Origin of the sequence: Mycobacterium bohemicum DSM 44277 (assembly GCF_001053185.1) — a bacterium.
In the GTDB taxonomy this organism is placed as follows: domain Bacteria; phylum Actinomycetota; class Actinomycetes; order Mycobacteriales; family Mycobacteriaceae; genus Mycobacterium; species Mycobacterium bohemicum.
In genome coordinates this window covers 387,390-412,846 of the sequence record NZ_CSTD01000002.1, presented here as the reverse complement: position 1 = coordinate 412,846, position 25,457 = coordinate 387,390, and the positions used below count along the sequence as shown (strand labels likewise).

At 69.3% G+C, this 25,457-nt stretch carries 23 protein-coding genes and 2 pseudogenes; 12 read left to right on the top strand and 13 right to left on the bottom strand.

What is annotated here, in order from left to right:
* Nucleotides 1-99: 99 nt before the first annotated feature.
* The 3 genes from BN971_RS12060 to BN971_RS12050 form a co-directional block, all read right to left on the bottom strand.
* Entirely contained in the window at nucleotides 100-1,866 is a 1,767-nt protein-coding gene (locus BN971_RS12060; RefSeq protein ID WP_085182772.1) for an NAD(P)/FAD-dependent oxidoreductase, read from the bottom strand.
* Nucleotides 1,867-2,155: 289 nt separating this feature from the next.
* The gene (locus tag BN971_RS12055; protein ID WP_085182773.1) at nucleotides 2,156-3,445 is read right to left on the bottom strand and encodes a cation:proton antiporter domain-containing protein; all 1,290 of its coding nucleotides are present in this window, start codon (nucleotides 3,443-3,445) and stop codon (nucleotides 2,156-2,158) included.
* 299 nt (nucleotides 3,446-3,744) lie between these two features.
* Nucleotides 3,745-5,742 (bottom strand): acyl-CoA dehydrogenase family protein, encoded by a 1,998-nt coding sequence (locus BN971_RS12050; RefSeq protein WP_090350130.1) that lies wholly within the window; start codon nucleotides 5,740-5,742, stop codon nucleotides 3,745-3,747.
* A gap of 273 nt (nucleotides 5,743-6,015) precedes the next feature.
* Between BN971_RS12050 and kstR the strand changes: the two genes are divergently transcribed.
* Complete coding sequence (gene kstR, locus BN971_RS12045) at nucleotides 6,016-6,624, top strand: cholesterol catabolism transcriptional regulator KstR (RefSeq protein WP_169718655.1); 609 nt, start codon at nucleotides 6,016-6,018, stop codon at nucleotides 6,622-6,624.
* Nucleotides 6,625-6,632: 8 nt separating this feature from the next.
* Here kstR and BN971_RS12040 read toward each other — a convergent pair whose 3' ends face one another.
* Nucleotides 6,633-7,712, bottom strand: coding sequence for an Rv3575c family transcriptional regulator (locus BN971_RS12040; RefSeq protein WP_085182776.1), 1,080 nt, complete (start codon nucleotides 7,710-7,712; stop codon nucleotides 6,633-6,635).
* A gap of 85 nt (nucleotides 7,713-7,797) precedes the next feature.
* Here BN971_RS12040 and BN971_RS12035 point away from each other — a divergent pair, with 85 nt between their 5' ends.
* The 7 genes and pseudogenes from BN971_RS12035 (at nucleotide 7,798) to BN971_RS12005 (ending at nucleotide 13,826) form a co-directional block, all read left to right on the top strand.
* Nucleotides 7,798-8,748, top strand: coding sequence for a metal ABC transporter solute-binding protein, Zn/Mn family (locus BN971_RS12035; RefSeq protein ID WP_085182866.1), 951 nt, complete (start codon nucleotides 7,798-7,800; stop codon nucleotides 8,746-8,748).
* Nucleotides 8,745-9,563, top strand: coding sequence for a metal ABC transporter ATP-binding protein (locus tag BN971_RS12030; RefSeq protein WP_085182777.1), 819 nt, complete (start codon nucleotides 8,745-8,747; stop codon nucleotides 9,561-9,563). The genes BN971_RS12035 and BN971_RS12030 overlap by 4 nt, the downstream gene beginning before the upstream one ends.
* Nucleotides 9,560-10,429, top strand: coding sequence for a metal ABC transporter permease (locus tag BN971_RS12025; RefSeq protein WP_085182778.1), 870 nt, complete (start codon nucleotides 9,560-9,562; stop codon nucleotides 10,427-10,429). Before BN971_RS12030 ends, BN971_RS12025 begins: the two co-directional genes overlap by 4 nt.
* 19 nt (nucleotides 10,430-10,448) lie before the next feature.
* A pseudogene (locus BN971_RS12020) lies at nucleotides 10,449-11,197 on the top strand (LamB/YcsF family protein).
* Entirely contained in the window at nucleotides 11,197-12,117 is a 921-nt protein-coding gene (locus tag BN971_RS12015) for an MBL fold metallo-hydrolase (RefSeq protein WP_085182780.1), read from the top strand. Before BN971_RS12020 ends, BN971_RS12015 begins: the two are co-directional and overlap by 1 nt.
* A gap of 12 nt (nucleotides 12,118-12,129) precedes the next feature.
* Nucleotides 12,130-13,365, top strand: a pseudogene (locus tag BN971_RS12010) (SLC13 family permease); the annotation flags it as partial.
* Between the two features lie 119 nt (nucleotides 13,366-13,484).
* The gene (locus tag BN971_RS12005; protein WP_090350127.1) at nucleotides 13,485-13,826 is read left to right on the top strand and encodes a tRNA-binding protein; all 342 of its coding nucleotides are present in this window, start codon (nucleotides 13,485-13,487) and stop codon (nucleotides 13,824-13,826) included.
* 39 nt (nucleotides 13,827-13,865) lie between these two features.
* Here BN971_RS12005 and BN971_RS12000 read toward each other — a convergent pair whose 3' ends face one another.
* The 7 genes from BN971_RS12000 to carD form a co-directional block, all read right to left on the bottom strand.
* On the bottom strand, nucleotides 13,866-14,207 hold the full coding sequence (locus tag BN971_RS12000) for a nuclear transport factor 2 family protein (RefSeq protein ID WP_085182782.1): 342 nt from the start codon (nucleotides 14,205-14,207) through the stop codon (nucleotides 13,866-13,868).
* Nucleotides 14,208-14,363: 156 nt separating this feature from the next.
* Nucleotides 14,364-15,311 (bottom strand): glycerophosphodiester phosphodiesterase, encoded by a 948-nt coding sequence (locus BN971_RS11995; protein WP_090350126.1) that lies wholly within the window; start codon nucleotides 15,309-15,311, stop codon nucleotides 14,364-14,366.
* A gap of 87 nt (nucleotides 15,312-15,398) precedes the next feature.
* Nucleotides 15,399-16,328: a 23S rRNA (guanosine(2251)-2'-O)-methyltransferase RlmB gene (rlmB, locus tag BN971_RS11990; RefSeq protein WP_085182783.1), complete on the bottom strand. Its 930-nt coding sequence runs from the start codon at nucleotides 16,326-16,328 to the stop codon at nucleotides 15,399-15,401.
* Nucleotides 16,328-17,734: a cysteine--tRNA ligase gene (gene cysS / locus BN971_RS11985; RefSeq protein ID WP_085182784.1), complete on the bottom strand. Its 1,407-nt coding sequence runs from the start codon at nucleotides 17,732-17,734 to the stop codon at nucleotides 16,328-16,330. The genes rlmB and cysS overlap by 1 nt, the downstream gene beginning before the upstream one ends.
* Before the next feature lie 90 nt (nucleotides 17,735-17,824).
* Nucleotides 17,825-18,313, bottom strand: coding sequence for a 2-C-methyl-D-erythritol 2,4-cyclodiphosphate synthase (gene ispF, locus BN971_RS11980; protein ID WP_085182785.1), 489 nt, complete (start codon nucleotides 18,311-18,313; stop codon nucleotides 17,825-17,827).
* Nucleotides 18,310-19,014, bottom strand: coding sequence for a 2-C-methyl-D-erythritol 4-phosphate cytidylyltransferase (gene ispD, locus BN971_RS11975; protein WP_372512052.1), 705 nt, complete (start codon nucleotides 19,012-19,014; stop codon nucleotides 18,310-18,312). The genes ispF and ispD overlap by 4 nt, the downstream gene beginning before the upstream one ends.
* Before the next feature lie 16 nt (nucleotides 19,015-19,030).
* Nucleotides 19,031-19,519, bottom strand: coding sequence for an RNA polymerase-binding transcription factor CarD (gene carD / locus BN971_RS11970; RefSeq protein ID WP_007166539.1), 489 nt, complete (start codon nucleotides 19,517-19,519; stop codon nucleotides 19,031-19,033).
* A gap of 304 nt (nucleotides 19,520-19,823) precedes the next feature.
* Here carD and BN971_RS11965 point away from each other — a divergent pair, with 304 nt between their 5' ends.
* Genes BN971_RS11965 through disA form a run of 3 tightly spaced genes read left to right on the top strand, consistent with a single transcriptional unit; the run spans nucleotide 19,824 to nucleotide 22,921 of the window.
* The gene (locus BN971_RS11965) at nucleotides 19,824-20,342 is read left to right on the top strand and encodes a copper chaperone PCu(A)C domain-containing protein (protein ID WP_085182787.1); all 519 of its coding nucleotides are present in this window, start codon (nucleotides 19,824-19,826) and stop codon (nucleotides 20,340-20,342) included.
* Between the two features lie 56 nt (nucleotides 20,343-20,398).
* Complete coding sequence (gene radA, locus BN971_RS11960) at nucleotides 20,399-21,820, top strand: DNA repair protein RadA (protein WP_085182788.1); 1,422 nt, start codon at nucleotides 20,399-20,401, stop codon at nucleotides 21,818-21,820.
* Nucleotides 21,821-21,847: 27 nt separating this feature from the next.
* Nucleotides 21,848-22,921 carry a DNA integrity scanning diadenylate cyclase DisA gene (gene disA / locus BN971_RS11955; RefSeq protein WP_085182789.1) on the top strand — a complete coding sequence of 358 codons (1,074 nt, stop codon included), beginning with the start codon at nucleotides 21,848-21,850 and terminating at the stop codon, nucleotides 22,919-22,921.
* A 15-nt stretch (nucleotides 22,922-22,936) separates the two neighbouring features.
* On the opposite strand, the gene BN971_RS11950 is transcribed toward disA, so the two are convergent.
* The gene (locus BN971_RS11950; protein ID WP_090350208.1) at nucleotides 22,937-23,740 is read right to left on the bottom strand and encodes a hypothetical protein; all 804 of its coding nucleotides are present in this window, start codon (nucleotides 23,738-23,740) and stop codon (nucleotides 22,937-22,939) included.
* Nucleotides 23,741-23,887: 147 nt separating this feature from the next.
* The gene (locus BN971_RS11945) at nucleotides 23,888-24,526 is read right to left on the bottom strand and encodes a carbonic anhydrase (RefSeq protein WP_085182791.1); all 639 of its coding nucleotides are present in this window, start codon (nucleotides 24,524-24,526) and stop codon (nucleotides 23,888-23,890) included.
* Nucleotides 24,527-24,556: 30 nt separating this feature from the next.
* Here BN971_RS11945 and BN971_RS11940 point away from each other — a divergent pair, with 30 nt between their 5' ends.
* Nucleotides 24,557-25,453: an HhH-GPD family protein gene (locus BN971_RS11940; protein WP_085182792.1), complete on the top strand. Its 897-nt coding sequence runs from the start codon at nucleotides 24,557-24,559 to the stop codon at nucleotides 25,451-25,453.
* The last annotated feature ends 4 nt before the right edge of the window (nucleotides 25,454-25,457 follow it).

Here is a 25,457-nt window from a genome sequence, read left to right as displayed (position 1 = left end):
TCGCACCGGGACGCGCCTGCGCCCTCCGCCGGTGACGCGCGCCGCGGTGCCGCCGACGTGGTGCATCCAGATCGGGGACATGCGCAAAGGTCAGGCGGGTCAATTGAATTCGAGTGCGGGTACGGCGCCGAGAATCCAGTCTTGGCTGATCGGGTTGTGGGTCTGCTCGTGGCGGTAGACGGTTCGCAGCTCTCGCAGGAAGTCGTCGCGCTGCCAGGCCTGCGCCTGCCTCATGATGTCATCGTCGGCAAACCGACCACTCTTCTCCGAGACCACAGTCTCGGCCAGCTGGCCCGCAAGCTGGTGCAACAGCCGAGAGTTGGCCTCGAACTGAGCCAGGAAGTCGGGGGCTTCGCCCATCATCGCCGTGTGCAGCGTCACCATGAAGTTCAGGGGCGAGTACAGATCGACGAATCGCGCCGACGGACGCGCGTCCTCGACCGCGGCCCATTCCCGGAAGAACCGTTGCATGCGGTTGCTGAGATTGATGAGCCCTTCCAGGTGCGGCACGACCGCAGGATCGTCGGCGACGCTGACGAACCGACCGTTGCGGTAGAGAATGCCCACGAAACCCCAGTAGAACGCGATGTCCCAGATCACCTTCGCCGACATCACAACCGGCGAACCCATCAGCGGGTACTGGTCGCAGTACACGGCGAGCCACATGTCGGTGAGGGAGCGAAATAGTGAGTCGCTGACCGCCGACCGTGCCACGACGTCCTCACCGTCGAGTTCGCGGGTGATCATGTCGGTGATGAGGCCGTTGCCGATTGCCACGAGGTCCAGTCCCGACGAATACAGCGGATCCAGGAAGACCCCGGAGTCTCCGGTGAGACACCAGCGGTCACGGCCGTCGTAGACCTTCGTGGCGCCGTGGCTGTAGTTCTTCATCACCCTGAAGTCCTTGATCAGGTGCTCGTGCTCGGCCAGGACCGCAGCGCACTGGGGCTCGAACTCGCGCATCCACGACAGGGCTTTGGCGAGGGTGTTGAACCGGTCGAATTCATGAACCGCCGGGTCGGCCACGATGCCGACGCTGGTGGACCCGGACGGGAGCCGGATCAGCCACACCCAGTAGCCCTCGCCCATCAGGTGATTGGTGGACATGGCACGGTCACCCTCGATGAGGCGCCCCCGCCAATTCGGGTCATCGCTCCACTGGCCGACGTCTATTTCCGTTGCCACACGCAGCCACACGGCATTGCAGTTGTGGTCGTTGGCGCGCACGAGCCCCAGCTTTCTGGGCAGCGTCCGGTTCCGTCCCGACGCGTCGACCACCCAACGAGTAGAAATGCCGGTGACGGTGTCGCCGCTCTGGAGCGAAACCGTGCTCGCCCGACCGCCGGGACCGAATTCGACGGAGACGGCGCGGCCCGAAACGCTCCCGATGCCTTCCGCCGTGCAACGGCGATTGAGCTCGTTCTCCAATCTCCCGCGGTCGATTTGATAGGTCACCTGAGGGACGAATGCGGAACTCCCGAGTTCCACTCGCTGCGCAATATCGGCGTTTCCATCGTGGGTGAAAAACATTCGCAAGCCCATCTTGCGGATCTGCGAGGTTTGCAAATGGTCGGTCAGGCCGAGGCGGTCCCGCAGATAATGGGCGGAAACCTCGACCGTCGACTCGCCGACCGTGTGGGTGATCTCGGGCACCGGGTGCGCGGTGGGCGAGACGATGACGATGCGCGTTTGCGGACGTGCCTTGCGGAGTTCGAGCGCCAGAGTCAAGCCCGCGACGCCGCCCCCGATGATCGCGACGTCGTACGCCGGAGTGACGGCATCGGCCTTCAGCACGCTCCTGATTCGGTGCGCCAGCACGTCGCGCGCCTCCGGACCCAACTGCGATAGCTGCGCTCGTGCGTCCACACGCCCCACCTCCCGAGCACGATTCAGTTTCTTAATAATTAACAATCTACACCAAAGTTTGTGCCGTGCAAGGGGAGCGGTCCGCCCTTGGACAGCACGGCCGGCCCGCTCCGCCCAGTATCAAATACACTGCGCCGCAACGTTTCTGCCGGATTCCTCGGTCACCTCCGCCGGCCACTGGCGATCGGCCTGGCGGCCAGGCGAGAACTCCGGTTAAAGGTCATTTTGGCACTTCTCATGGGTGCGAAACGCAGCCAAGATGCGGCGCCTGCCCGGGCGTCGGCGACCCTCATGCGGCGGCGCTCGGACTCGGGGCGCCGTTCATGGCCGGGGCGGTAGAAGGCGCGGCTGTCGACCGGTGGCGGCCGTAAACGACGTCGAATATCGGTGTGGCCATGAGTGTGGTGACGATGGCCACCAGGACCAGGATGCTGAAGAGCGTAGGGGTGATGATGCCGGCCTGAAGCCCGATGTTGAGCAAAATGAGTTCGATCAACCCGCGGGCATTCATCAACGAACCCAGGGCTACGGATTCGCGAAAGGGAACTTTTCGCAACCACGCGGCCAACGTGCACGCAATTCCCTTCCCGGCGATGGACACGAAAAGGATGCCCGCCGTCACCGCCCACAATGCCGGGCTGTTCACCAGACCGATCTGGGTGTTCAGCCCCGAGTAGACGAAGAACAGTGGCAACAACAACGTGGTGACGAGCGGCTCGACGCCGGCCGTCAATCGTTGGGCGAAGAAGCCGGACGGCATGGCGACTCCGAGAATGAACGCCCCGAATATGGCGTAGATGCCGATGGTGTCCGTGAACCAGGCGCAGGCCATCAGCAGAATGAGAACGGTGCTGAGAACGGGTGGGCTCAGCGCGTTCTCGCGTTCCGATCTCCACCCGAGGCGGGCCAAGGCCTTTCGCCCCACGGTCAACAAAACCAGGGTGTAGACAATCCCGCCCACTATCGCGATTGCGGCCGTGCCGGGGGTGCCGCGGTGGATGGCGAGTACGACTGCCAGGATGCACCAGGAGAGCGCGTCGTCCGTCGCACCGCATAGCAAAGCGAGTGTGCCCAAAGGGGTTCCGGAGAGCCGTTGTTCGAAGATTATTCGGGCTAGCATGGGGAATGCGGTGGTCGCGATCGCGGCGCCGAGGAACATCATGGCCAGCGCGAGCGGAACGCCTTTTTCGAAGAACCTTCCGCTCGCCAGCATCGGCATGGCGATCAGCGCTCCCAGAGCGAGCGGCGTGAGGATGCCGGCCGCCGAGACCGCAACCGCGGTGCCGGCCCGGTGCCTGACGAGGTTGGCGTCGAAGTTGAGCCCGACGAGAAACATGTAAAGGACCAGGCCGATCTGCGCTGCCGCGCACAGCACGGTGTTCGCCTGTCCCGGCGGAAACAACTGGTGTTGTACGCCCGGCGCCATCCGTCCTAGCAGGGAGGGGCCGAGAAGGACGCCCGCGACCATCTCGCCCACGACTTGCGGTTGTCCGAGGCGTTGCGACACCAGGCCGACGAAACGGCACGTTGCGATGATGACGGCCAATTCGAGGAAGAAATGGACAGCAACCGTGGCCACGGGTCAGGTCCCCGGGATCGCGGCGCGGATCGGTCGGCACACCCGAGGGGCCGCGACAGGGTCGCGGAACCGGGGGTCAGCTGTCACTTCTGTCCTCGAGACGTTCGGTGGGCGGAGTCATCCAACGCCAGTGGTGGGCGACCGGGCAGCAGCAGGGGTCCGCCCCTTATTCGTTGCGAGTGCGCCCGCGGATGGGAACTACTTCTCCGCCGTTTCTTCCCGGTGGGCCCCGGCAGCCGGGCGCCGCACGGGCGCGTCAGCAGAGCGCGCGCCCGATGTCGCAGGCGACAACCGCCCGTCTAGCGTGGGAGCCCCAGCAGTCTTTCGGCGGCGACGGTGAGCAGGATCTGCTCGGTCCCACCGGCGATCGTCAGGCAGCGGGTGTTGAGGAAGTCGAACACCGCCTGGTTGTGGACCAGGCCACCGCCGTCGGCGACGTCCATCATGTACTCGGCCAGCGCCTGCCGGTAGCGGACCCCGATCAGCTTGCGGACGCTGGACTGCGGCCCGGGGTCCTGGCCGCCGACGGCCATCTGGGCGATGCGCTGGTCCAAAAGCGACCCCGTCTGCGCCAGCACGATCAGCCTTCCCAGCCGGTCTTGCTGGGCGGCGTCGAGGTCCATGCCGGCGAGCACCTCGAGCAACTCCTCCATCGGGTTGCCCAGTGCGGTGCCGGTGGCCATCGCGATCCGCTCGTTGGCCAGCGTCGTGCGCGCCAGCCGCCAGCCGTCGTTCACCGAACCGACCACCATGTCGTCGGGAACGAACACCTCGTCCAGGAAGACCTCGTTGAACAGCGAGTCGCCGGTGATCTCGCGCAGCGGCCGGATCTCGATGCCGGGCGAGGTCATGTCGACCAGGAAATAGGTGATGCCCTTGTGTTTCGGCGCGTCCGGGTCGGTGCGCGCCAGGCACACACCCCAGCGGGCCTTGTGCGCCGCCGACGTCCACACCTTCTGCCCGGTCAGCAGCCAGCCGCCGGCCGGATCATCCGACCGCACTGCTTTGGTGCGCAGCGATGCGAGGTCCGAACCGGCGCCCGGCTCGGAAAATAGCTGGCACCACAAGAATTCGCCGCGCATGGTCGCCGGCACGAAGCGTTCGATCTGCTCCGGCGTCCCGTGCTCGAGGATCGTGGGCGCCGCCCACCAGCCGACGACCAGGTCCGGACGGACCACGCCGGCCGCCGCCATCTCCTGATCGATCAGCAGCTGCTCGGCCGGTGACGCCCCGCGCCCGTGCGGCGGTGGCCAGTGCGGCGCCTGCAGCCCCGCCTCGGCCAGCGCCGCCTGCCGTTGCTGCTCGGGCAGGGCGGCGATCGTGGCGACGACCTCGGCGATCTGCGGTCGGAGCCCCTCGACGTCGGTCAGGTCGATGCCCAGTCGCCGGCGGACGCCGCCCTGGGTGAGCGCGGTGACCCGGCGCAGCCAACGCTCGGCGCCGCCGAGGAACGCGCCGATGCCGTGGGCCCGCCGCAGGTAGAGATGTGCGTCGTGCTCCCAGGTGCAGCCGATGCCACCGAGCACCTGGATGCAGTCCTTGACGTTCGCCTTTGCCGCGGCGATGGTGGTGCTGGCGGCCAGGGCCGCCGCGATCGAGAACTGGTCGGTATCCGGATCCGCGGCGGCGCGGGCGGCGTCGGCGGCGGCGACCTCGGCTTGCTCTGCGCGGCAGAGCATTTCGGCGCAGATGTGCTTGACGGCCTGGAAGCTTCCAATCGGCTTACCGAACTGTTCGCGCACCTTGGCGTAGGCGACGGCGGTGTCCAGCGACCACCGGGTCACGCCGGCCGCCTCGGCGGCCAGGACGGTCGCGGCCAGATCCTCGACCCGGCGCCCGGAGTCGACGACGCTGGCCGGCGCCGACGTCAGCGTCACCCGCGCCAGGGGCCGGGAGAAATCCGTCGCCCGGCCGTCGAACGACACGTCGCCCTCGAGGGCCAGCCCGGCGAAGCGTTCACCGGCGGCCAGGGCGGCGAGCAGGTCGGGGTCACTGACGATCAGACTGGCCAGCGCGGTGGTCGCGAGCGGTCCGGGGACCAGGGCCTTGGCCGCTTCCTCGACCATGGCGCACAGGTCCTCGATGCTCCCACCCGCCCCGCCGGCGTCTTCGGCAATCGCGACCCCGAAGATCCCGAGGTCGGCCAGGCGGGCGAAGACCGGTCGCCAGGCATCGGTGTTGCCCTGCTCGACCTCGCGGATCGCGGCCGTCCCGCCGGGTCCCGAAGTCGGATTGCGTGCCCAGTCGCGCACGAGCGCACGCGCCGCGAACTGCTCGTCGATGACGGTCGCTACCACGTGTGCGTCCTCCGAGTGCTTTTGCTTCGACAATAACTTGAGCTTGTCGCGGGCCGACTAGAACGTGTTCTAATAGTGCCAGCGATCGACCGTCAAGTCGAACGCCGTTACGGCAGGACAGGCGGGGGTCCCGGCGGTACGGAGGTGGGAAATTCACGCGCAGCATGCGTATCGTTTGCGAACGAACCGCCCGGAAGAGGAGCTACCCGTCACATGCCAGCGAACACGAACTCGGGGCACGTTCCCGACTCGCAGCCGCGCGAGGTGATGAACGTGGCGGTACTGGCCGAGTCCGAACTGGGGTCCGAGGCGCAGCGGGAACGCCGAAAGCGCATTCTGGACGCCACGATGGCGATCGCGTCCAAGGGCGGCTACGAGGCCGTCCAGATGCGGGCCGTCGCGGACCGGGCGGACGTGGCCGTCGGCACGCTGTACCGGTATTTCCCGTCGAAGGTGCACCTGCTGGTGTCGGCGCTGGGCCGGGAGTTCACCCGCATCGACGCCAAGACAGACCGCTCCAGCCTTGCCGGGGGAACCCCGTTTCAGCGGCTGAACTTCATGGTCGGCAAGCTCAACCGCGCGATGCAGCGCAACCCGTTGCTGACCGAGGCGATGACGCGCGCCTACGTGTTCGCCGACGCCTCGGCGGCCAGCGAGGTCGACCAGGTGGAAAAGCTCATCGACGGCATGTTCGCGCGCGCCATGGCCGACGGCGAACCGACCGAGGACCAGTACCACATCGCGCGGGTGATCTCGGACGTGTGGCTGTCCAACCTGCTGGCCTGGCTCACCCGCCGGGCCTCGGCGACGGACGTAAGCAAGCGGCTGGACCTGGCGGTGCGGCTGCTGATCGGCGATCAGGACGAGGCCCGCGCCCGCTAGCGCGCCGGTCAGGCGGGCGGCCCGACGGTGCGGCCCCGCACCAGCTCGGTGTCCAGCAGCTCGACCACCGGGAGGTTGGACCGCGGCGGCTTGAGCAATAGCTCGCCGGCCCGCCGCCCCTTCTGCAGACTCGGCTGCGAAACCGTGGTCAACCCGCGGCTTATCGCCTCGGGCACCCCGTCGAACCCGGTGACGCTGAGCTGGCCCGGAACGTAAATCCCATGCGCGCGAAGGTAATCCATTGCGGACAGGGCGAGCATGTCCGCCGTGCACATCAGGGCGGTGATCCGCGGATTGGCCTCCAGCGCCGCCTTGGCCGCCGCGCCCCCCGACTCCGGCAGGTGCTCGTAGCTCTCGACGACGGTCAGCGAGTCCGGGTTGATTCCGGCCGCCGTCATCGCCTCCCACACCCCGGCGATGCGTTCGCGCTGGACATCGAAGGCGGGTGACTGCAGCCGTTCGGCGTCCGCGAGGCCCTGCCGGCGGTCGCGGCCCAGCCGCATGGTCAGCAAACCGATCTCGCGGTGACCCAGGCTCAGCACGTAGTCCGCCATCTCGCGCATCGCAGCCCGGTCGTCGATGCCCACCCGGGAAACCCCGGCCAGGCCCTTGGGCTGGTCGACGACGACCACGGGCAGCCGCCGCTGCATCACCACCCCTAGATAGGGGTCGTCCTCGCAGACCGAATAGACCACGAAGCCGTCCACACCGGCCCCCAGCACGGCGGCCGTCCCGTCGTCGCGATCGCGGCTCCCGCCGACGGCGACCAGCAGCAGTCCCTGCCCGACGGCTTCGCACGACTGCGCTACCCCGGCGACGAAATCGCGCGCCGCGGGGTCGCTGAAGAAATAGGTCAGCGGTTCGGCCATCACCAGGCCGACGGCGCCGGCCTTGCGCGTTCGCAACGACCGCGCCACCGGGTCGGGTCCGGCATAACCCAGCCGCTTGGCGGTGGCGAGCACCCGCTCCCGCAGATCGGAAGACAACTGATCGGGCCGGTTGAAGGCGTTGGAGATCGTCGTGCGCGAAACCTTGAGTTCGGCGGCCAACGACGCCAGAGTCGCACGCCGGCGCGGTGTGGAACTCACGTTCGGTGACGCTACAACGCGTGCGCGCCGGGACTGAGAGCGCCGCACCTCGGACTTTGTAATGGAAACGATTTTCATTAGGATCATGGGTCGGCCTCGGGCCGGGGAAAGGACATCGGACGTGCGCATCGCGTGGACGCGGATCGGGCTGGCCGTGCTGGCCGGCTCGGGCCTGCTCGTCGGCTGCGGTCCGGTGCACCCGCAGGCGACTACCGTGGTGGCGTCCACCGACGTGTGGGGCAGCGTGGCCCGGGCCGTCACCGGCCGGCACGTCGCGGTCAAGTCGATCGTGCGCGGCGCCCAGGCCGACCCGCACTCCTACCAGGCCACCCCGTCGGACGCCGCCGCCGTCACCGACGCCACCCTGGTCGTCTACAACGGCGGAGGTTACGACCCCTGGCTGGCCCAGATCCTGGCCGGCCATCGCTCGGTCGCGTCGGTCGACGCCTACTCGTTCGTCACGACCGCCGGCAACGCCGACAAGACCGGGCAACCCCCCAACGAGCACGTCTTCTACAACCTGAGCGTCGCCAAGTCGGTCGCGACCTCGATCGCCGACCGGATGGCGGCCATCGACCCCGGCCACGCCGCCGACTACCGGGCCAACGCGGCGGAATTCTGTCGCGGCGCCGATGCCATCGCCAACTCCGAGCACGCGATCGCGAGCGCCTACCCCCACGCCGGGGTCATCGCCACCGAACCCGTCGGCTACTACCTGTTGGCGGCCTCCGGTCTCATCAATCGCACGCCGCCCGCCTTCTCCGCGGCGAACGAGAACGAGACCGACCCGTCACCGACCGACATGGCGTCGGTCCTCGACCTCATCGACCACCGTCAGGTCTCGGCGCTGATCGTCAACCCGCAGACCGCCACCGCGGCGATCGGCGGCGTGGAGGAGGCCGCGCGGCGCGCGGGCGTGCCCGTGACCGAGGTGACCGAGACGCTGCCCGACGGCACCGACTACCTCACCTGGCAGCGCAGAACCGTCGACAACTTGTTGGCGGCGCTGCGGGCCAACGGATACGCCAAGTCGTGAGTCTCGACGCGGTGCGCCCCACCGGCCGCGACGCGGTTCGTCTGAGCGGCGCCCGGCTGTCGCGGGGCGATCGCGTCCTGTGGGACCACCTGGACCTGACGGTCAAGCCGGGAGAATTCATCGCCGTGCTCGGACCCAACGGCAGCGGCAAGACGTCGCTGCTCAAGGTGCTACTCGGACAGTTGCCGCTGGACGCCGGGGTGGGGCTGGTGGACGGCCGGCCCATTGCGCGGGGCAGCGCCCGCATCGGGTACGTCCCGCAGCACCGCCCCATCGACCGGGATGTGATGCTGCGCGGACGCGACCTGGTCGGGTTGGGCGTGGACGGGCGGCGCTGGGGCGCCACCGCCCTGCGGTCTGCCGACCGCGCACACCGGCGGGCGGCGGTGCGGGAGGCGCTGCGGCAGGTCGATGGTGAGCGCCTGGCCGACGTGCGCGTCGGGGTGATGTCGGGCGGCGAGCAGCAGCGCGTGCGGATCGCCGCGGCGCTGGTCTCCGATCCGGTGTTGCTGCTGTGTGACGAGCCGCTGCTGGCGCTCGACCCGGCCAGCGCAAAGCGGGCGGCGGCGCTGATCGACGGCCGCCGACGGGATGCCGGCACGACGGTCATCGTGGTCACCCATCAACTCAACACGATCCTGCCGTACGTGGACCGCTTGCTCTATCTCGTCGACGGGCGGTTCCGGGTGGGCAGCGTCGCAGAGGTGATGAACACCGAGACGCTGTCGGCCCTCTACCGGGCCGACATCCAGGTCGTGCCGGTCAAGGGCGGCTACGTCGTGGTCGGCGAGGCGGACGACGGTGGCGTCGGATGAATCAGCGACTCACCGAGGTGCTGGGCAATCTCTTCTCCTTCGACGTCACCGCGCAGCTGCTCCGCCATGACTTCGTCCAGCAGGCGCTGCTGGCGGCCGCGCTGCTGGGGCTGGTCGCCGGGCTGATCGGGCCGTTCATCGTGATGCGCCAGATGTCGTTCGCCGTCCACGGGTCGAGCGAGCTGTCGCTGACCGGTGCGGCGTTCGCGCTGCTCATCGGCTTGAACGTGGGAGCGGGCGCGTTGATCGGCAGCGCGCTGGCGGCGGCACTGTTCGGGGTCCTGGGCCAACGCAGCCGCGAGCGCGATTCGGCGATCGGCGTGGTCCTGGCCTTCGGGCTGGGCCTGGCGGTGCTGTTCATCTACCTCTACCCCGGGCGGACGGGAACAAGTTTCGCGTTGCTCACCGGGCAGATCGTCGGCGTCGGTTACACCGGGCTGGCCATGCTGGCGCTGGTCTGCCTGCTCGTCGTGGTCGTGGTCGTGGCGTGCTATCGGCCCCTGCTGTTCGCCAGCGTCGACCCCGAGGTGGCGGCGGCCCGCGGCGTGCCCGTGCGGGCGCTGGGCATCGTGTTCGCCGCGTTGGTCGGCGTGGTGGCGGCGCAGGCCGTGCAGATCGTCGGCGCCCTTTTGGTGATGTCGTTGCTGATCACCCCGGCGGCCGCGGCCGCCCGGGTGGTGGCCTCGCCGGCGGCGGCGATGGTGGCCTCCGTGCTGTTCGCTGAGGTGTCCGCCGTCGGGGGGATCGTGCTGTCCCTGGCCCCCGGCGTCCCCGTGTCGGTCTTCGTCGCGACCATTTCCTTTGTCATCTACCTGATTTGCCGGCTGGTCGGGCGCCGGCGGGACGCCGTGGGGGCGGGCGCGTAGCGCCCAATAGGGTGGGTGGGTGCCCGCTATCGACCTCAACGCAGACCTGGGCGAGGGCTTCGGCGTCTGGCGCCTCGGCGACGACGACGCCATGCTCGGCATCGTCACGAGCGCCAACGTGGCGTGCGGCTTCCACGCGGGCGACCCCGCCGGACTGCTGCGGGTCTGCCGCTCGGCCGCCGACCGCGGCGTCCGGATCGGCGCGCAGGTGAGCTATCGCGACCTGGCCGGCTTCGGCAGGCGATTCATCGACGTCGCCGCCGAAGACCTCATCGCCGACGTGGTGTATCAGATCGGGGCGTTGCAGGCTATCGCCCACGCAGCGGGGTCCGAGGTTTCATATGTGAAACCCCATGGCGCCCTGTACAACACGATCGTCACCGACTCCGGGCAGGCCGCAGCGGTCGCCGAGGCGGTGCGATCGGTGGACCCCACGCTGCCGGTGCTGGGCATGGCGGGATCGGCGTTCTTCGACGAGGCCGGCCGCCGGCGGTGGCCGAGGCGTTCGCCGACCGCGCCTACCAGCCGGACGGCCGGTTGGTCTCGCGCCGCGAACCGGGCTCGGTGCTCAACGACCCGGCGGCGATCGCCGAGCGGGTGCGCACCCTGGTGACGACGGGACGGGTCACCGCGGTCGACGGCTCCGAGATCTCGGTACGCGCGGAATCGGTTTGCGTGCATGGTGATTCACCCGGCGCGGTGCGGATCGCCCGCGCGGTTCGCGATCGCCTCGAGGCTGTGGGCACCGAGATCAGGGCGTTCTGCTGATGCGCGCGCGGCTCGGTCGCCCCGATATCAACCGCTACGCGGATCGCTTCGACGTGCCCGCCGCCGGTGCCGATGCGCCACTGTCGGTGACGTGGCTGGGGGTGACAACGCTGCTGATCGACGACGGCTCGTCCGCCTTGATGACCGACGGCTTCTTCTCCAGGCCGGGCCTGGCGCAGGTGGCGGCCGGGAAGCTGTCGCCCGCACCGGCGCGCGTCGACGGCTGCCTGGCCCGGGCGCGAGTGAACCGGCTGGAGGCCGTGATTCCCGTGCACACCCACTTCGATCATGTGCTGGACTCGGCGCTGGTCGCCGACCGCACCGGCGCGCGATTGGTCGGAGGCGAATCCGCGGCCAATGTCGGGCGGGGATACGGGTTGACCCAGGACCGCCTGACGGTGGCGGTCGACGGTGAGCCGATTCGGTTGGGGCCCTTCGAGGTAACGTTGGTGGAGTCCCACCACTGCCCGCCCGACCGGTTCCCCGGCGCGATCGACGCGCCGGTCGTTCCGCCGGCGCGGGCGTCGGCCTACCGCTGTGGTGAGGCGTGGTCGGCGCTGGTGCATCACCTCCCGTCGGGCCGGCGGCTGCTGATTCAGGGCAGCGCCGGTTTCGTCACGGGCGCGCTGGCCGGCCGCCGCGCCGACGTCGTGTATCTCGGCGTCGGCCAGCTCGGCTTGCGGCCACGGTCCTACCTCGTCGACTACTGGGACGAGACCGTGCGCGAGCTGGGTGCGCGCCGGGTGGTCCTCACCCATTGGGACGACTTCTTCCGGCCGTTGTCAAAGCCATTGCGGGCGTTGCCCTACGCGGGCGACGACTTGGACAGGTCCATCCGTGTGCTCGACGAGCTGGCCGCTCGGGACGGTGTCGCGTTGCACCTGCCGACGGTGTGGCGGCGCGAGGACCCCTGGGCGTAAAGCGGCCGAACCTTGATGCTGACCCTCGCGTTGTCGTTGCTTGCCGTCGTGCTCGCGTTCGCCGTCATCAGGCCGCGCGGGTTGCCGGAGGCGGTGGCGGCGGTACCGGCGGCGCTCATCCTGCTCGCCGCGGGCGCGATCTCGGTGCGTCAGGCCACCCAGGAGGTCTCCGGGCTCGCGGGGGTCGTCGGATTTCTGGGCGCGGTGCTGGTGCTGGCCAAGCTGTGCGACGACGAGGGACTGTTCGAGGCGGCGGGCGCGGCGATCGCGCGGGGCCGGGTCGGCTCCGGTGGGCTGCTGGCAAGGGTTTTCGTGATCGCCTCGCTCATCACCGCCGTGCTCAGCCTGGACGCCGCCGTCGTGCTGCTGACGCCCGTGGTCCTGATTGCCGTCGGCCGGCTGCGCACCCCGGTGCGGCCCTACGCCTACGCCACGGCCCACCTGGCCAACGGGGCCTCGCTGTTGCTGCCGGTGTCGAACCTGACCAACCTGCTGGCCTTTCACACGGCCAACATCTCGTTCACCCGGTTCACCCTGCTGATGGGGCTGCCCTGGCTCGCCACCATCGCGACGCTGTACGTGGTGTTTCGCCTGTTCTTCGCGCGGGATCTGCGTGCCCAGCCCGAATCCGGGCAACCCGGGCCACCGCCCCGCCCGCCGATCTTCGTGCTGGTGGTGGTGGGGCTGACGCTGGCGGGGTTCACGGTCGCGCAGTCCGTGGGCGTGGCTCCCGCCTGGGTCGCGCTGGCCGGCGCCGGCGTGTTGGCCGTGCGCAGCCTGAACCGCGGGCACACCTCTGTGGCCGACATCGTGCGTTCGGTGCATCCGTCGTTTCTGCTGTTCGTGCTCGCCCTCGGCGTGGTGGTGCAGGCGGTCATGGCCAACGGGATGGACAGGGCGATGTCGCAGGTGCTGCCGTCGGGCTCCGGGCTGCCGTCGCTTCTGGCGATTGCGGCCATTGCCGCCGTGCTGTCAAACATCGTCAACAATCTTCCCGCGACGCTGGTGTTGCTGCCCCTGGTCGCCTCCGCCGGGCCGGTGGTGATCCTGGCCGTGCTCATCGGGGTCAACATCGGCCCCAACCTGACCTACGTCGGTTCGCTGTCAAACCTGTTGTGGCGGCGCGTGCTACGGCAGAACGACGTGGACGCCGGCGTCGGGGAGTACACCCGTCTGGGGGTCTGCACGGTGCCGGTCTCGCTGACGGTTGCGGTGGTGGCGCTGTGGGCGTCCGCGCGGCTCCTGGGTGCCCAGTGGCGATCGCGAGCGCGGCGCAGCCGGGCGACGCGGGTCGCCACCATCAACCCAGTGGCGACCGCGAGCGCGGCGCAGCCGGGCGACGGCACGCACGTTGGAAAAGGAGAGAGATGTCCGCCACGACGACGATCGAAACGTTCCTCGAGCTCGATATCCGCGTTGGCCGTGTGATGAGAGCCGAGACGTTCCCGCAGGCCCGCAAGCCCGCCTACAAGTTGTTGATCGATTTCGGCGAATTAGGCACCCGCAGGTCCAGCGCCCAGATCACCGACCTCTACTCCACCGATGAGCTGGTAGGCCGATTGGTGCTGGGAGTGGTCAACCTGCCGCCGCGTCAAATTGCCGATTTCACCTCAGAAGTCCTGGTGCTTGGAGTGCCGACCCGCGGTGGCGGGAATGTGGCACTGATTGGCCCGGACCGCGAGGTACCCCTTGGCTTGAGACTGCTCTGAACCGCATCCGTTCGATCTCACGTGAATGGCGCACAGTTGTTATGCCGCAACAATGTACGTTCCATGCCCTTCGATCACCACGTCGCCTCGGAATCGCAGAATTTCGCTGACCAAGTCATCGTCTTGATTGCGGTAGACGATGACCAGGGTGTCAATGCCCTGATACACCGCATCGACGACAAACCGAAGATCTCCGATGCGTCGCAATGCCTCAGTCCAATATCGGCGCAGCGCCGGCTTACCGCGAACGACGCCGCCCGACTCCGGTAGCAACCTCGCGGCTACCGGCGAGCTGAACACCACGTCGTCATGAAAGCGGGCAAGGACCGACTCCACATCATGGGCATTCCACGCGTCTACCCATTGTTTACTGAATGCCATGGGGTCAGGCGTCACGACGACACTGTAGCGGTTCCGACGCTTCTCGGCCGCGCGGTCCGGACCGTCTCGACCATGCTGCGATTCACGCATTGCATCTGCTGTTTCAGCTGCCAGCATCCTGACATGATCACCGATGCTTGAGCGCCGATGGCCTGATCAGCCTCGGTGATAGGCCGGGGGTAGCGGCATCCCGAGGCCGGCCAACACGCGACGCAACAGGGTCGGGAAGTCGGTGATGAGCCCGTCGACGCCGTCGGCGATCTGCTCGCGCATGGCTCCTTCGTCGTTGACCGTCCACGGAATGATCTTGAGCCCCAGCCAATGCGCGTGGTCGACATAGGGTTTGCCGCCAACCAGTGTGTAGTGGGGGGAGACGATGTCCGCACCAATGAGCTTGGCCCCCAACATCGGATCGCCGATGGCGGCGGCGTCCTCACCCGCGAGCCACGGCGAGCCCGGCGCCCAAGTCTGCTCGTCGTACAACGCCACCAACGGAATTGACGGCTCCTCGCGGCGCGCCATCGGCAGGGTCCGCCAGTCGAAGCTCTGAATCTCCACGCGGTCGACCTTGGCCGCCGACCTGACCGCCGCCAAGATCACGTCGACGAACTCCTGCGGCTGCGCCGAGTCGCCCGGACGGTCGGCCTCCACCTTCGTCTCGACGTTGAAGCGCACACCGGAGTGATACGAGTCCGCCAGCGCAAAGACTTCCGGCAGCGTGGCAATCTTGTTGCCGTGCAAAACTTCCGCGTCGGGAAACTCGGCGAGCCGCTTCCCGCAGTCCAGGGTGTGGATTTGCGCCAGGGTGAGCTCGTGCACGAGCTTGCCGACGTAGGGATACTGCGGGTCGCCCGGATATGCGGGCGCCGTGTCGGAGCATTTGTCGGCCTGGATCGTCGGGTCGTGCCACACCAGGGGTTGGACGTCCCTGGTGATGACGACATCGAGTTCCAGCGTGCTGACGCCCAATTCGAGCGACTTGGCGAACGCCCGCAGGGATTCCTCGGTGGTCTCCCCTCGCCCGCCGCGGTGGGCTTGCAGGTCGAAGCCGGCGGTGTCGGCCGACGCCGGAGGCGCGATGAGAACCCCGGCCAGCGTCACCAACGCGCCCGCCCACCGCGAGCAGACACAAAATCGCCCAAATCCTCGGCGTGCCGCGCGATTTTGCGTCTGCTCGGCCAAAGAAGTCGACTATCCCCTGCGCTGGCGGGAGATTTCGGCGAGCACCACCCCTGCCGCCACCGAGGCGTTCAGCGATTCCGCATGCCCGGCCATCGGGATGGACACCACCTCGTCGCAGGTTTCGCGCACCAACCGCGACAGGCCCTTACCCTCCGAGCCGACGACGACCACCAGCGGGTCGCCGCCGTCCAGGTCGTCGAGCAGGGTGTCGCCGTCGGCGTCCAGACCGATCACCCGCAGCCCGCGATCGGCCCAATCCTTGAGCGTCCTGGTCAAATTCGTCGCCCGCGCCACCGGGAGGCGGGCGGCCGCGCCGGCGCTGGTGCGCCAGGCCACGGCCGTCACCGAGGCCGAGCGCCGTTGCGGGATCAGCACACCGTGTCCCCCGAACGCGGCGACCGAGCGCACGATGGCGCCGAGGTTGCGCGGGTCGGAGATGTTGTCCAGCGCGACCAGCAACGCGGGCGGTGCGTCGAATGCGGCGGCGAGCAGGTCGTCGGGGTGGGCGTAGTCGTACGGCGGAACCTGCAGCGCGATGCCCTGGTGCAGATGGTTGTTGGTCATCCGGTCGAGGTCGGTGCGCGGCACCTCGAGGATGGCGATGCCGGAATCGGCTGCGCGAGAGACGGATTCGGTGACGCGTTCATCGGCCTCGGTGCCGAGTGCGACATACAGCGCGGTCGCCGGGACGCCGGCCCGCAGGCACTCCAGCACCGGGTTGCGGCCGAGCACCGTTTCGGTCTCGTCGGTGCGCCGCGCGGGCCGGCGCGGCGGGGCCTGAGCGCGCCGGGCGGCGGGGTGGTTGGGCCGCAGGTGCGCCGGCGGGGTGGGACCGCGCCCCTCCAGCGCGCGGCGCCGCTGCCCGCCGGAGCCGACGGTCGGGCCCTTCTTGGTGCCGGACTTGCGCACCGCGCCGCGGCGCTTCGAGTTACCGGCCACTACTTGCCGTCTCCGCCCAGGGTCCACTGCGGCCCGTCGGCGGTGTCGGTGACCTCGATGCCGGCGTTCTTGAGTCGATCCCGGATTTCGTCGGCCAGCGCCCAGTTGCGCTGCTGGCGCGCCTTGTCCCGGTCCGCCAACTGGGCGCGCACCAGCACGTCGACGGCGGCCAGCGCCGCCGAGGTCTCGTCGCGGGTCTCCCACCGCTCGTCCAGCGGGTCACAGCCGAGGATCCCCATCATCGCGCGGATCTCGCCGGCGTGCCGCAGCGCCGCCTCATGGTCGCCGGTGTCCAGCGCCCGGTTGCCTTCGGCGCGGACGCGGTGCACCTCGGCCAGCGCGGCCGGCACGGCCAGGTCGTCGTCGAGCGCTTCGGCGAAACGCGGGGTCCACTCGCCGGGCACGACGGCGCCGACCCGGCCGCGCACGCGATGCAGGAACTCCTCGACCCCGACGTAGGCCTTCACCGCGTCCTGCAAAGCGGTCTCGGAGAACTCCAGCATCGACCGGTAGTGCGCGCTGCCCAGGTAATAGCGCAGCTCCGCCGGCCGCACGCGCTCCAGCAGCGCCGGGATCGACAGCACGTTGCCCAGCGATTTGCTCATCTTCTCGCCGCCCATCGTCACCCAGCCGTTGTGCAGCCAGTAGCGGGCGAAGCCGTGCCCGGCGGCCCGGCTCTGGGCGATCTCGTTCTCGTGGTGCGGGAACACCAAGTCCATTCCGCCGCAATGGATGTCGAATTCCGGACCGAGGTAGGCCTCGGCCATGGCCGAGCATTCCAGGTGCCAGCCGGGCCGGCCGCGGCCCCACGGCGTGGGCCACGACGGCTCACCGGGCTTGGCGGCCTTCCACAGGGTGAAGTCGCGCTGATCGCGCTTGCACGTCGCCGCGCCCTCGCCCTGATGCACGTCGTCGATCTTGTGGCCGGAGAGCTGCCCGTATTCCGGGTAGCTGAGCACGTCGAAGTAGACGTCGCCGCCGGCGGCGTACGCGTGCCCGGTTTCGATCAGCCGGTCCATTAACTCGACCATCTGGGTGATGTGCCCGGTGGCGCGCGGCTCGGCCGAAGGTGGAAGGACGTCCAGGTCGTCGTAGGCCGCGGAGAAAGCCCGCTCGTAGGTCGCCGCCCACTCCCACCACGGCCGGCCCGCGGCGGCGGCCTTGTTGAGGATCTTGTCGTCGATGTCGGTCACGTTTCGGATGAACGCGACGTCGCAGCCACGGGCGATCAGCCAGCGGCGCAGGATGTCGAAGGCCACTCCGCTGCGGACATGGCCGATGTGCGGCAGCCCCTGCACCGTGGCGCCGCACAGGTAGATGGAGACGTGGCCGTCGCGCAGCGGCACGAAATCGCGCACGGCACCGGCTGCCGTGTCGTGTAGCCGCAAGCGGGCGCGATCGGTCACGACGTGCCAGCTTACCTGCCCAATTACCGCGCCCGGCCACCGCGAGCGACCCGTCGTCGCGGGCGGCACAACGGCATCACAACCGCGTATCTAGTCGGCGGGCACCACGAGCGCCGTCGCGACCGCCGCGATGCCCTCGCCGCGGCCCGTCAGGCCCAACCCGTCGGTGGTGGTTCCCGACACCGACACCGGCGCCCGCAGCAGCTCCGACAGCACGCGCTGCGCCTCGTCGCGGCGGGGCCCGACCTTGGGGCGATTGCCGATCACCTGCACCGCGGCGTTGCCGACCCGCAAGCCGTGCCGCTGCGCGAGGTCGACGACGTGGCGCAGCATGTCGGCGCCGCTCACGCCCTTCCACCGCGGGTCGTCGACACCGAACACCCCACCGATGTCGCCGAGGCCCGCGGCCGACAGCACGGCGTCGCACAGCGCGTGCGCCGCCACGTCGCCGTCGGAGTGGCCGGAGCAGCCGTCTGCGCCGTCGAACAGCAACCCCACCAGCCAGCAGGGGCGGCCGGGTTCGATCGGGTGGACGTCGGTGCCTATCCCGACCCTGGGAAGGGGAGGCGGCGCGGTCACGCGCGCACCACCGCTCGGGCCAGCAGCAGGTCGAGCTGGGTGGTGATCTTGAAGGCCAGCGGGTCGCCGTCGACCACCTGAACCTGCCCGCCGATGTGCTCCACCAGCGACGCGTCGTCGGTGAAGCCGGCGCCCCGGGAGTAGCTGCGGTAGGCGCGCAACAGCAGCTCGGTGGCGAAACCCTGCGGGGTCTGCACCGCGCGCAGACCGGCGCGTTCCGGGGTGCCCAGGACCACCCCGTTGGCGTCGACGGCCTTGATGGTGTCCGAAACCGGCAGTGCCGGAACGACGGCATCGTGACCGGCGCGCAGCGCGTCGACGACCCGGGCGATCAGGGTCGGCGGTGTCAAGGCACGGGCGGCGTCGTGGACGAGGACGAACTGCGGCTCGACGGACGCCGGCAGGGCGGCCAGGGCCAGCTGCACGGATTCGGTGCGGTCCGAACCGCCGGCGACGACGGCCGCCCGGTCACCCAGGATCCGCTCGGCCTGGCCGGTGCGGTCCCCGGGAACGGCGACGACGACACGGTCGACGACCTTGGCAGCCAACACACCGGCGACGGCGCGTTCGAGCAGGGTGCGACCCTCGAGTTCACAGAATGCCTTGGGAATCCCGGCGGCGAGCCGCTCCCCCGAGCCGGCTGCCGGGACGATTGCTACTACCGCGCCTGAAGCGCCTGAGGTGCCTTTCTGTGGGTGCACCGAAGCTTCAGGGAGTTCAAGAAGCGGCGGCCAGGACCTCGTCGAGGATGGTTTCCGCCTTGGCGTCATCGGTGCTCTCCGCCAGGGCCAGCTCGCCGACAAGAATCTGGCGGGCCTTGGCCAGCATCCGCTTCTCACCGGCGGACAGACCGCGCTCCTGGTCGCGGCGCCACAGATCGCGTACGACCTCGGCGACCTTGTTGACGTCACCGGAAGCGAGCTTCTCCAGGTTGGCTTTGTAGCGGCGCGACCAGTTGGTCGGCTCTTCGGTGTGCGGGGCGCGCAGTACCTGGAAGACCTTGTCGAGACCTTCCTGGCCGACGACGTCGCGGACACCGACATACTCGGCGTTGTCGGCGGGCACTCGAACGGTCAGGTCACCCTGCGCAACTTTCAAGACGAGATACTCTTTTTGCTCCCCTTTGATGGTGCGGGTTTCAATCGCCTCGACTAACGCAGCACCGTGGTGTGGGTAAACAACGGTGTCGCCGACCTTGAAGATCATCTGGTTCGAGCCCCTTTCGTTACTTCATTCTAACACGGCAACCCGACGCGTGGGGAACAACGGTGCAGGTCAGGGGCACAACGCACGCGAACTAGGGGTTGACAGACGGAGCAAGACATGCAAGCAGACACCTTACCAATGCCCTCACCACCGGCCGCGGGCACCCGGGCAAACAACTGCCGCGCTGGTCTGGTGCCCTGAGCTACCGCCGCTGAGGCGTTCCTACTACTGTGCATAGTTGCGTATTTGATCCGCTGTCCGATCCATTTCCGCGACGGCGCACGGCCCAGCAGGAGGCATCCGAGTGAACCGCTTCAAGATCGGCCTGGTTGCGTTGGTGGCCACGTTGCTCAGCGGTTGCGGAGCCGGTCAGGTCTCCCAGATGGCCGTGCAGGAGCCCGCGGTCAACGGCAACCGGGTGAACCTGAACAACGTCGCGCTGCGCGACATCCGGATGCAGGTGGTGCAAACCGATGACTTCGTGCAACCCGGGACCAACGTCGATCTGATCGCGGTGGCGGTCAACCAGTCGCCGGACACCCCGGACCGGCTGGTCGGCATCACCAGTGACATCGGCCCGGTGACGATCAGCGGCGACAGTCGCCTGCCGGCGGCCGGGACGCTGTTCATCGGCGCCCCGCAGGGCCAGGACGTCCCGCCCGGCCCCATCGGCTCCAACAACGCGGTCAGGGCGACCGTCAACCTGACCAAGCCCATCAGCAACGGCCTGGCGTACAACTTCACCTTCACCTTCGAGAAGGCCGGGCAGGCGACCGTGGCGGTGCCGATCTCGGCCGGTCTCGCGCAGTCGCAGCAGAGCTGACCCGCCGGACGGCCTGTCACGCCCGGTTTGTCGGACCGCGCCGATACCGTCATGTCGTGGCAACTGCGCGCTTGCAATACCGCTGCTCGGAATGCCGGCACGTCACGGCCAAATGGGTGGGCCGCTGCATGGAGTGCGGCACCTGGGGCAGCGTCGACGAGGTGGCGGCGCTCAGCGCCGTCGGGGTCGGCCGTCGCGCAGCTTCGGCGTCGCGGGCCGTTCCGATCACCTCCATCGAGCCCAACGCCAGCCGGCACCGCTCGACTGGCATCGGGGAACTCGACCGGGTGCTGGGGGGCGGTGTCGTCCCCGGCTCGGTGACGCTGCTGGCGGGCGACCCTGGCGTGGGCAAGTCCACACTGCTGCTCAAGGTCGCCCATTGCTGGGCGCAGTCGGGCCGGCGGGCGCTGTATGTGTCCGGCGAGGAGTCCGCGGGCCAGATCCGGTTGCGCGCCGACCGGACGGGGTGCGCGGGCGACCAGGCTCGCGAGGTGTTCCTGGCTGCGGAATCCGACCTGCACACCGTTCTGGAACAGATCGACACCGTGCGGCCGGCGCTGGTGATCGTGGACTCCGTACAGACCATGTCCACCACCGAGGCCGACGGCGTCGCGGGCGGCGTCACGCAGGTCCGCGCGGTGACCGCCGCGCTGACGGCGGCGGCGAAGGCCAATGGGTTCGCGCTGATCCTGGTCGGCCACGTCACCAAGGACGGCGCCATCGCCGGGCCCCGCTCCCTGGAGCATCTCGTCGACGTGGTGCTGCATTTCGAGGGCGACCGCAACGGCTCGGTGCGGATGGTCCGCGGCATCAAGAACCGCTTCGGCGCGGCCGACGAAGTCGGCTGTTTCATGTTGCACGACAACGGCATCGAGGGCGTGGCCGATCCGTCCAACCTCTTCCTGGACCAGCGGCCCGCGCCGGTCGCGGGCACCGCGATCACGGTGACCCTCGACGGGAAGCGGCCGTTGATCGGCGAGGTGCAGGCGCTGCTGGCCACGCCGACGGGGGGCTCGCCGCGCCGCGCCGTCAGCGGCATCGACCATTCCCGCGCGGCGATGATCACCGCGGTGCTGGAGAAGCACGCCGCGCTGAACATCGCCGCCAACGACATCTACCTGTCCACTGTCGGGGGCATGCGGTTGACCGATCCGTCGTCGGATCTCGCCGTCGCGATCGGATTGGCCTCGGCATTCGCCGATCTCCCGCTCCCGACCACGGCGGTGATGATCGGCGAGGTTGGGCTGGCGGGTGACCTGCGACAGGTCAGCGGCATGCAACGACGGCTCAGCGAGGCCGCCCGCCAGGGCTTCAACATCGCGCTGATCCCCGCAGGCAGCGCCACCAAGTCCGGCGTCGTACCGCCGGGCATGCGAGCACTGACCGCGCCGACCATCGTCGCGGCATTGCAGCACATGCTCAACATCGCCGACCACCGGTCCGCCGCGCCCCCGAGACCCCATCGGCTGGACGCGTAGAGCGGTGGGGCCGCACAATGACACGCTGTGACCCGTCCGACGCTGCGTGAGACCGTCGCCCGCCTGGCCCCGGGAACCGGGCTGCGCGACGGGCTCGAGCGCATCCTGCGCGGCCGCACCGGGGCGCTGATCGTGCTGGGCAACGACGAGAACGTCGAGGCGATCTGCGACGGCGGCTTCACCCTCGACATCCGCTACGCCCCGACCCGGCTGCGCGAGCTGGCCAAGATGGACGGCGCCGTCGTGCTGTCCACCGACGGCAGCCGCATCGTGCGGGCCAACGTGCAATTGGTCCCCGACCCGTCGATACCCACCGACGAGTCGGGCACCCGGCATCGTTCCGCGGAAAGGGCGGCCATCCAGACCGGCTACCCGGTGATCTCGGTCAGCCACTCGATGAACACCGTCACCGTCTACGTCGGCGGCGACCGCCACGTGGTGGCGGATTCGGCGACCATCCTGTCCCGCGCGAATCAGGCCATCGCCACCCTGGAGCGGTACAAGGCCCGGTTGGACGAGGTCAGCCGACAGCTGTCGCGCGCCGAGATCGAGGATTTCGTCACGCTGCGCGACGTCATGACGGTGGTGCAGCGGCTGGAGCTGGTCCGCCGGATCGGCCTGGTGATCGACAACGACGTCGTCGAACTCGGCACGGACGGGCGCCAGCTACGGCTGCAGCTCGAGGAGCTGCTGGGGGACAACGACACCGCGCGAGACCTGATCGTGCGCGACTACCACGCCAGCCCCGAGCCGCTGTCCGAGGCGCAGCTGTTCGCGACCCTCGACGAGCTGGACGCCCTGTCGGACACCGAGCTGCTCGACTTCACCGCCCTGGCAAAGGTTTTCGGTTACCCGACGACCACCGAGGCGCAGGACTCGGCGCTCAGCCCGCGCGGCTACCGCGCGATGGCCGGCATCCCCCGGCTGCAGTTCGCGCACGTGGACCTGCTGGTGCGGACCTTCGGAACGCTGCAGGGCCTGCTCGCCGCCAGCGCCAGCGATCTGCAATCGGTCGACGGCATCGGCGCGATGTGGGCACGCCACGTGCGCGAGGGGCTGTCGCAGCTGGCGGAGTCGACGATCGCCGATCCCCTGAGTTAGCTTCGGCGCCGCGGCTCAGCCCGCGGGAACCGGAGCGGCCGGCGGCGCCTCCGGCGGTGGCGCCATCGCCGGCTGACCCGGCTGCTGCACGGGTCCCGGCGGGGGAGGCGGCTGGTTCAGGATGAACGGAACCGGCATCGAGCGCAGGTTGCCCAACTGCACGACCAGGTTGTAGGTGCCCGGACCGATCGCGGGCCGGGGCAGCGGGCAGTGCGGAGCCGAACCCATCCCCGTCCAGGTCACCGCCGTCGTCACCTGCTCGCCCGGGGTGAACGTCTTGATCAGCGTCTCATTGGACGGCGCGCAGTCCAGGTTGGACCACAGCCGCTTGTTGTCCAGCGAGTACACGTAGGCCGCGAGAACCGCGGCACCGACGTCGCGCTTGCAGGACACGAGCCCGATGTTGGTGACGACCATCGTGAATTTCGGCTGGTCACCGATGAAGTACTGCGGCGCGTTGGTCAGGCCTTTGACCGCCAGGGTGGAGTCGGGGCAGTCGTCGCCCTCCTTGAGCACCGGCGGCGGCTGCACCGCGGCGGTCGGGGTGGGCGACTCCGGGTTCTGGCCCTGCGGGCCCGGCACCGGGGTGACGCCCTCTTGCCCCGGCGGGGCCGGGGCCTGGGGCGCGGGCGCGGCGGCGCTCGGGGCGGAGTTGGGTTTGGTGACATTGGCGGGGTTGGCGCCGCCGCTGTGACTCATGAAGGCGATTGCTATGGCGGCCACGATCCCGACGACGACCACCGCGATGCCCAGGGCCAGGCCCCTGCGCCGCCAGTAGATCTCGGTAGGTAGCGGGCCCCGCGGTTCCAGATCCAGCACATTCACACCGTAGGGCCAGGTCACGCGGATTTGCTCGACCGGGCCCGGCGTGTCGCTAGGTTTGCTGGGCGCCGACCGTGTTAAGCGCCGCGCCCGGGCCGTCGGATCGCCGCCCGCCGCCCGGGCCGGGCACGGGCTTCACCGGCCTCAGGCGGTGGCGGGCGTAACCGCCTCGCCGATGTCGCCGAAGTGCTCGACCAGCACCGCGCGCCCGTCGGCGAGGTGGTAGGTCACGCCCGCCACCGCCAGGGACCCGTCGCCGACCCGCTGGCTGATCGCGGACGATCGCGCCATCAGCTGCGCCACCGTTTCGCGCACGTGCCTTTCCTCGAACTCGTCGATGCGGGTCGAGCCGTCGCGGCGGGCCATCAGGATGGACGGCGCGACCCGTTCCACCACGTCCCGAACGAATCCACCCGGTATCGCGCCGTCTTCGATGGCCGCCAGGGCCGCCTTGACGGCGCCGCAGCTGTCGTGGCCGAGGACGACGATCAGGGGGACGTCGAGCACCGTCACCGCGAACTCGATCGAGCCCAGCACGGCAGTGTCGATGGCCTGCCCGGCGGTGCGCACCACGAACATGTCACCCAGGCCTTGGTCGAAGATGAGCTCGGCCGCGACCCGGCTGTCCGCGCAGCCGAACACCACCGCGGTCGGCTTCTGCCCGCCGGCCAGGCTGGCCCGGTGCTCGACGCTTTGGCTCGGATGCTGTTGGTGGCCGGCAACGAATCGCTCGTTACCCTCTTTGAGTGCTTTCCACGCGGTCAATGGACTGGTATTCGGCATGACTCCCATTGTGCTGTGCCGTGGCCGCCGATGACTAGTTCAGCGGACGGCTCAGGCCACATTCCGGAAGATGAACTCTTGGTGTGGTACCGGCGGGCGCGACGCGACCTGCCCTGGCGCGAGCCCGGCGTCGACGCGTGGCAGATCCTGGTCAGCGAGTTCATGCTGCAGCAGACGCCGGTGGCGCGCGTGTTGTCGGTGTGGCCCGACTGGGTCGCACGCTGGCCCAGCGCGTCGGCGACCGCGGCCGCCACCGCAGCCGACGTGTTGCGGGCCTGGGGCAAGCTGGGCTACCCGCGGCGTGCGAAGCGGCTCCACGAATGCGCCACCGTCGTCGCGCGCGACCACGGTGACGTGGTGCCCGACGACGTCGACACCCTGCTGACGCTGCCCGGCGTCGGCAGCTACACCGCGCGGGCGATCGCGTGCTTCGCCTACCGCAAGCGGGTGCCGGTGGTGGACACCAACGTGCGCCGTGTCGTGGCCCGCGCGGTGCACGGCCTGGCCGACGCCGGCGCCCCGTCGGCGGCGCGCGACCACGCCGACGTCGCGGCCATGCTGCCACCCGGAGCGACGGCCCCCGATTTTTCGGTGGCCCTCATGGAATTGGGCGCGATCGTGTGCACCGCCCGCGCGCCGAAGTGCGGGCTGTGCCCGCTGCGCGAATGCGCATGGAAGCGCGCGGGGTGCCCGCCGCCCCAAGGACCGCCCCGTCGGGTGCAGAGCTACGCCGGGACGGATCGACAGGTCCGCGGCCGGCTGCTGGATGTGTTGCGCGCCAACGACTCCCCGGTCACCCGCGCCGACCTGGACGTGGCCTGGCTGACCGATACCCCGCAGCGCGACCGGGCGCTGGAATCGCTGCTGGCCGACGGCTTGGTGACCCGCACCGCCGACGGCCGGTTCGCGCTGGCCGGCGAGGGCTAGCCGA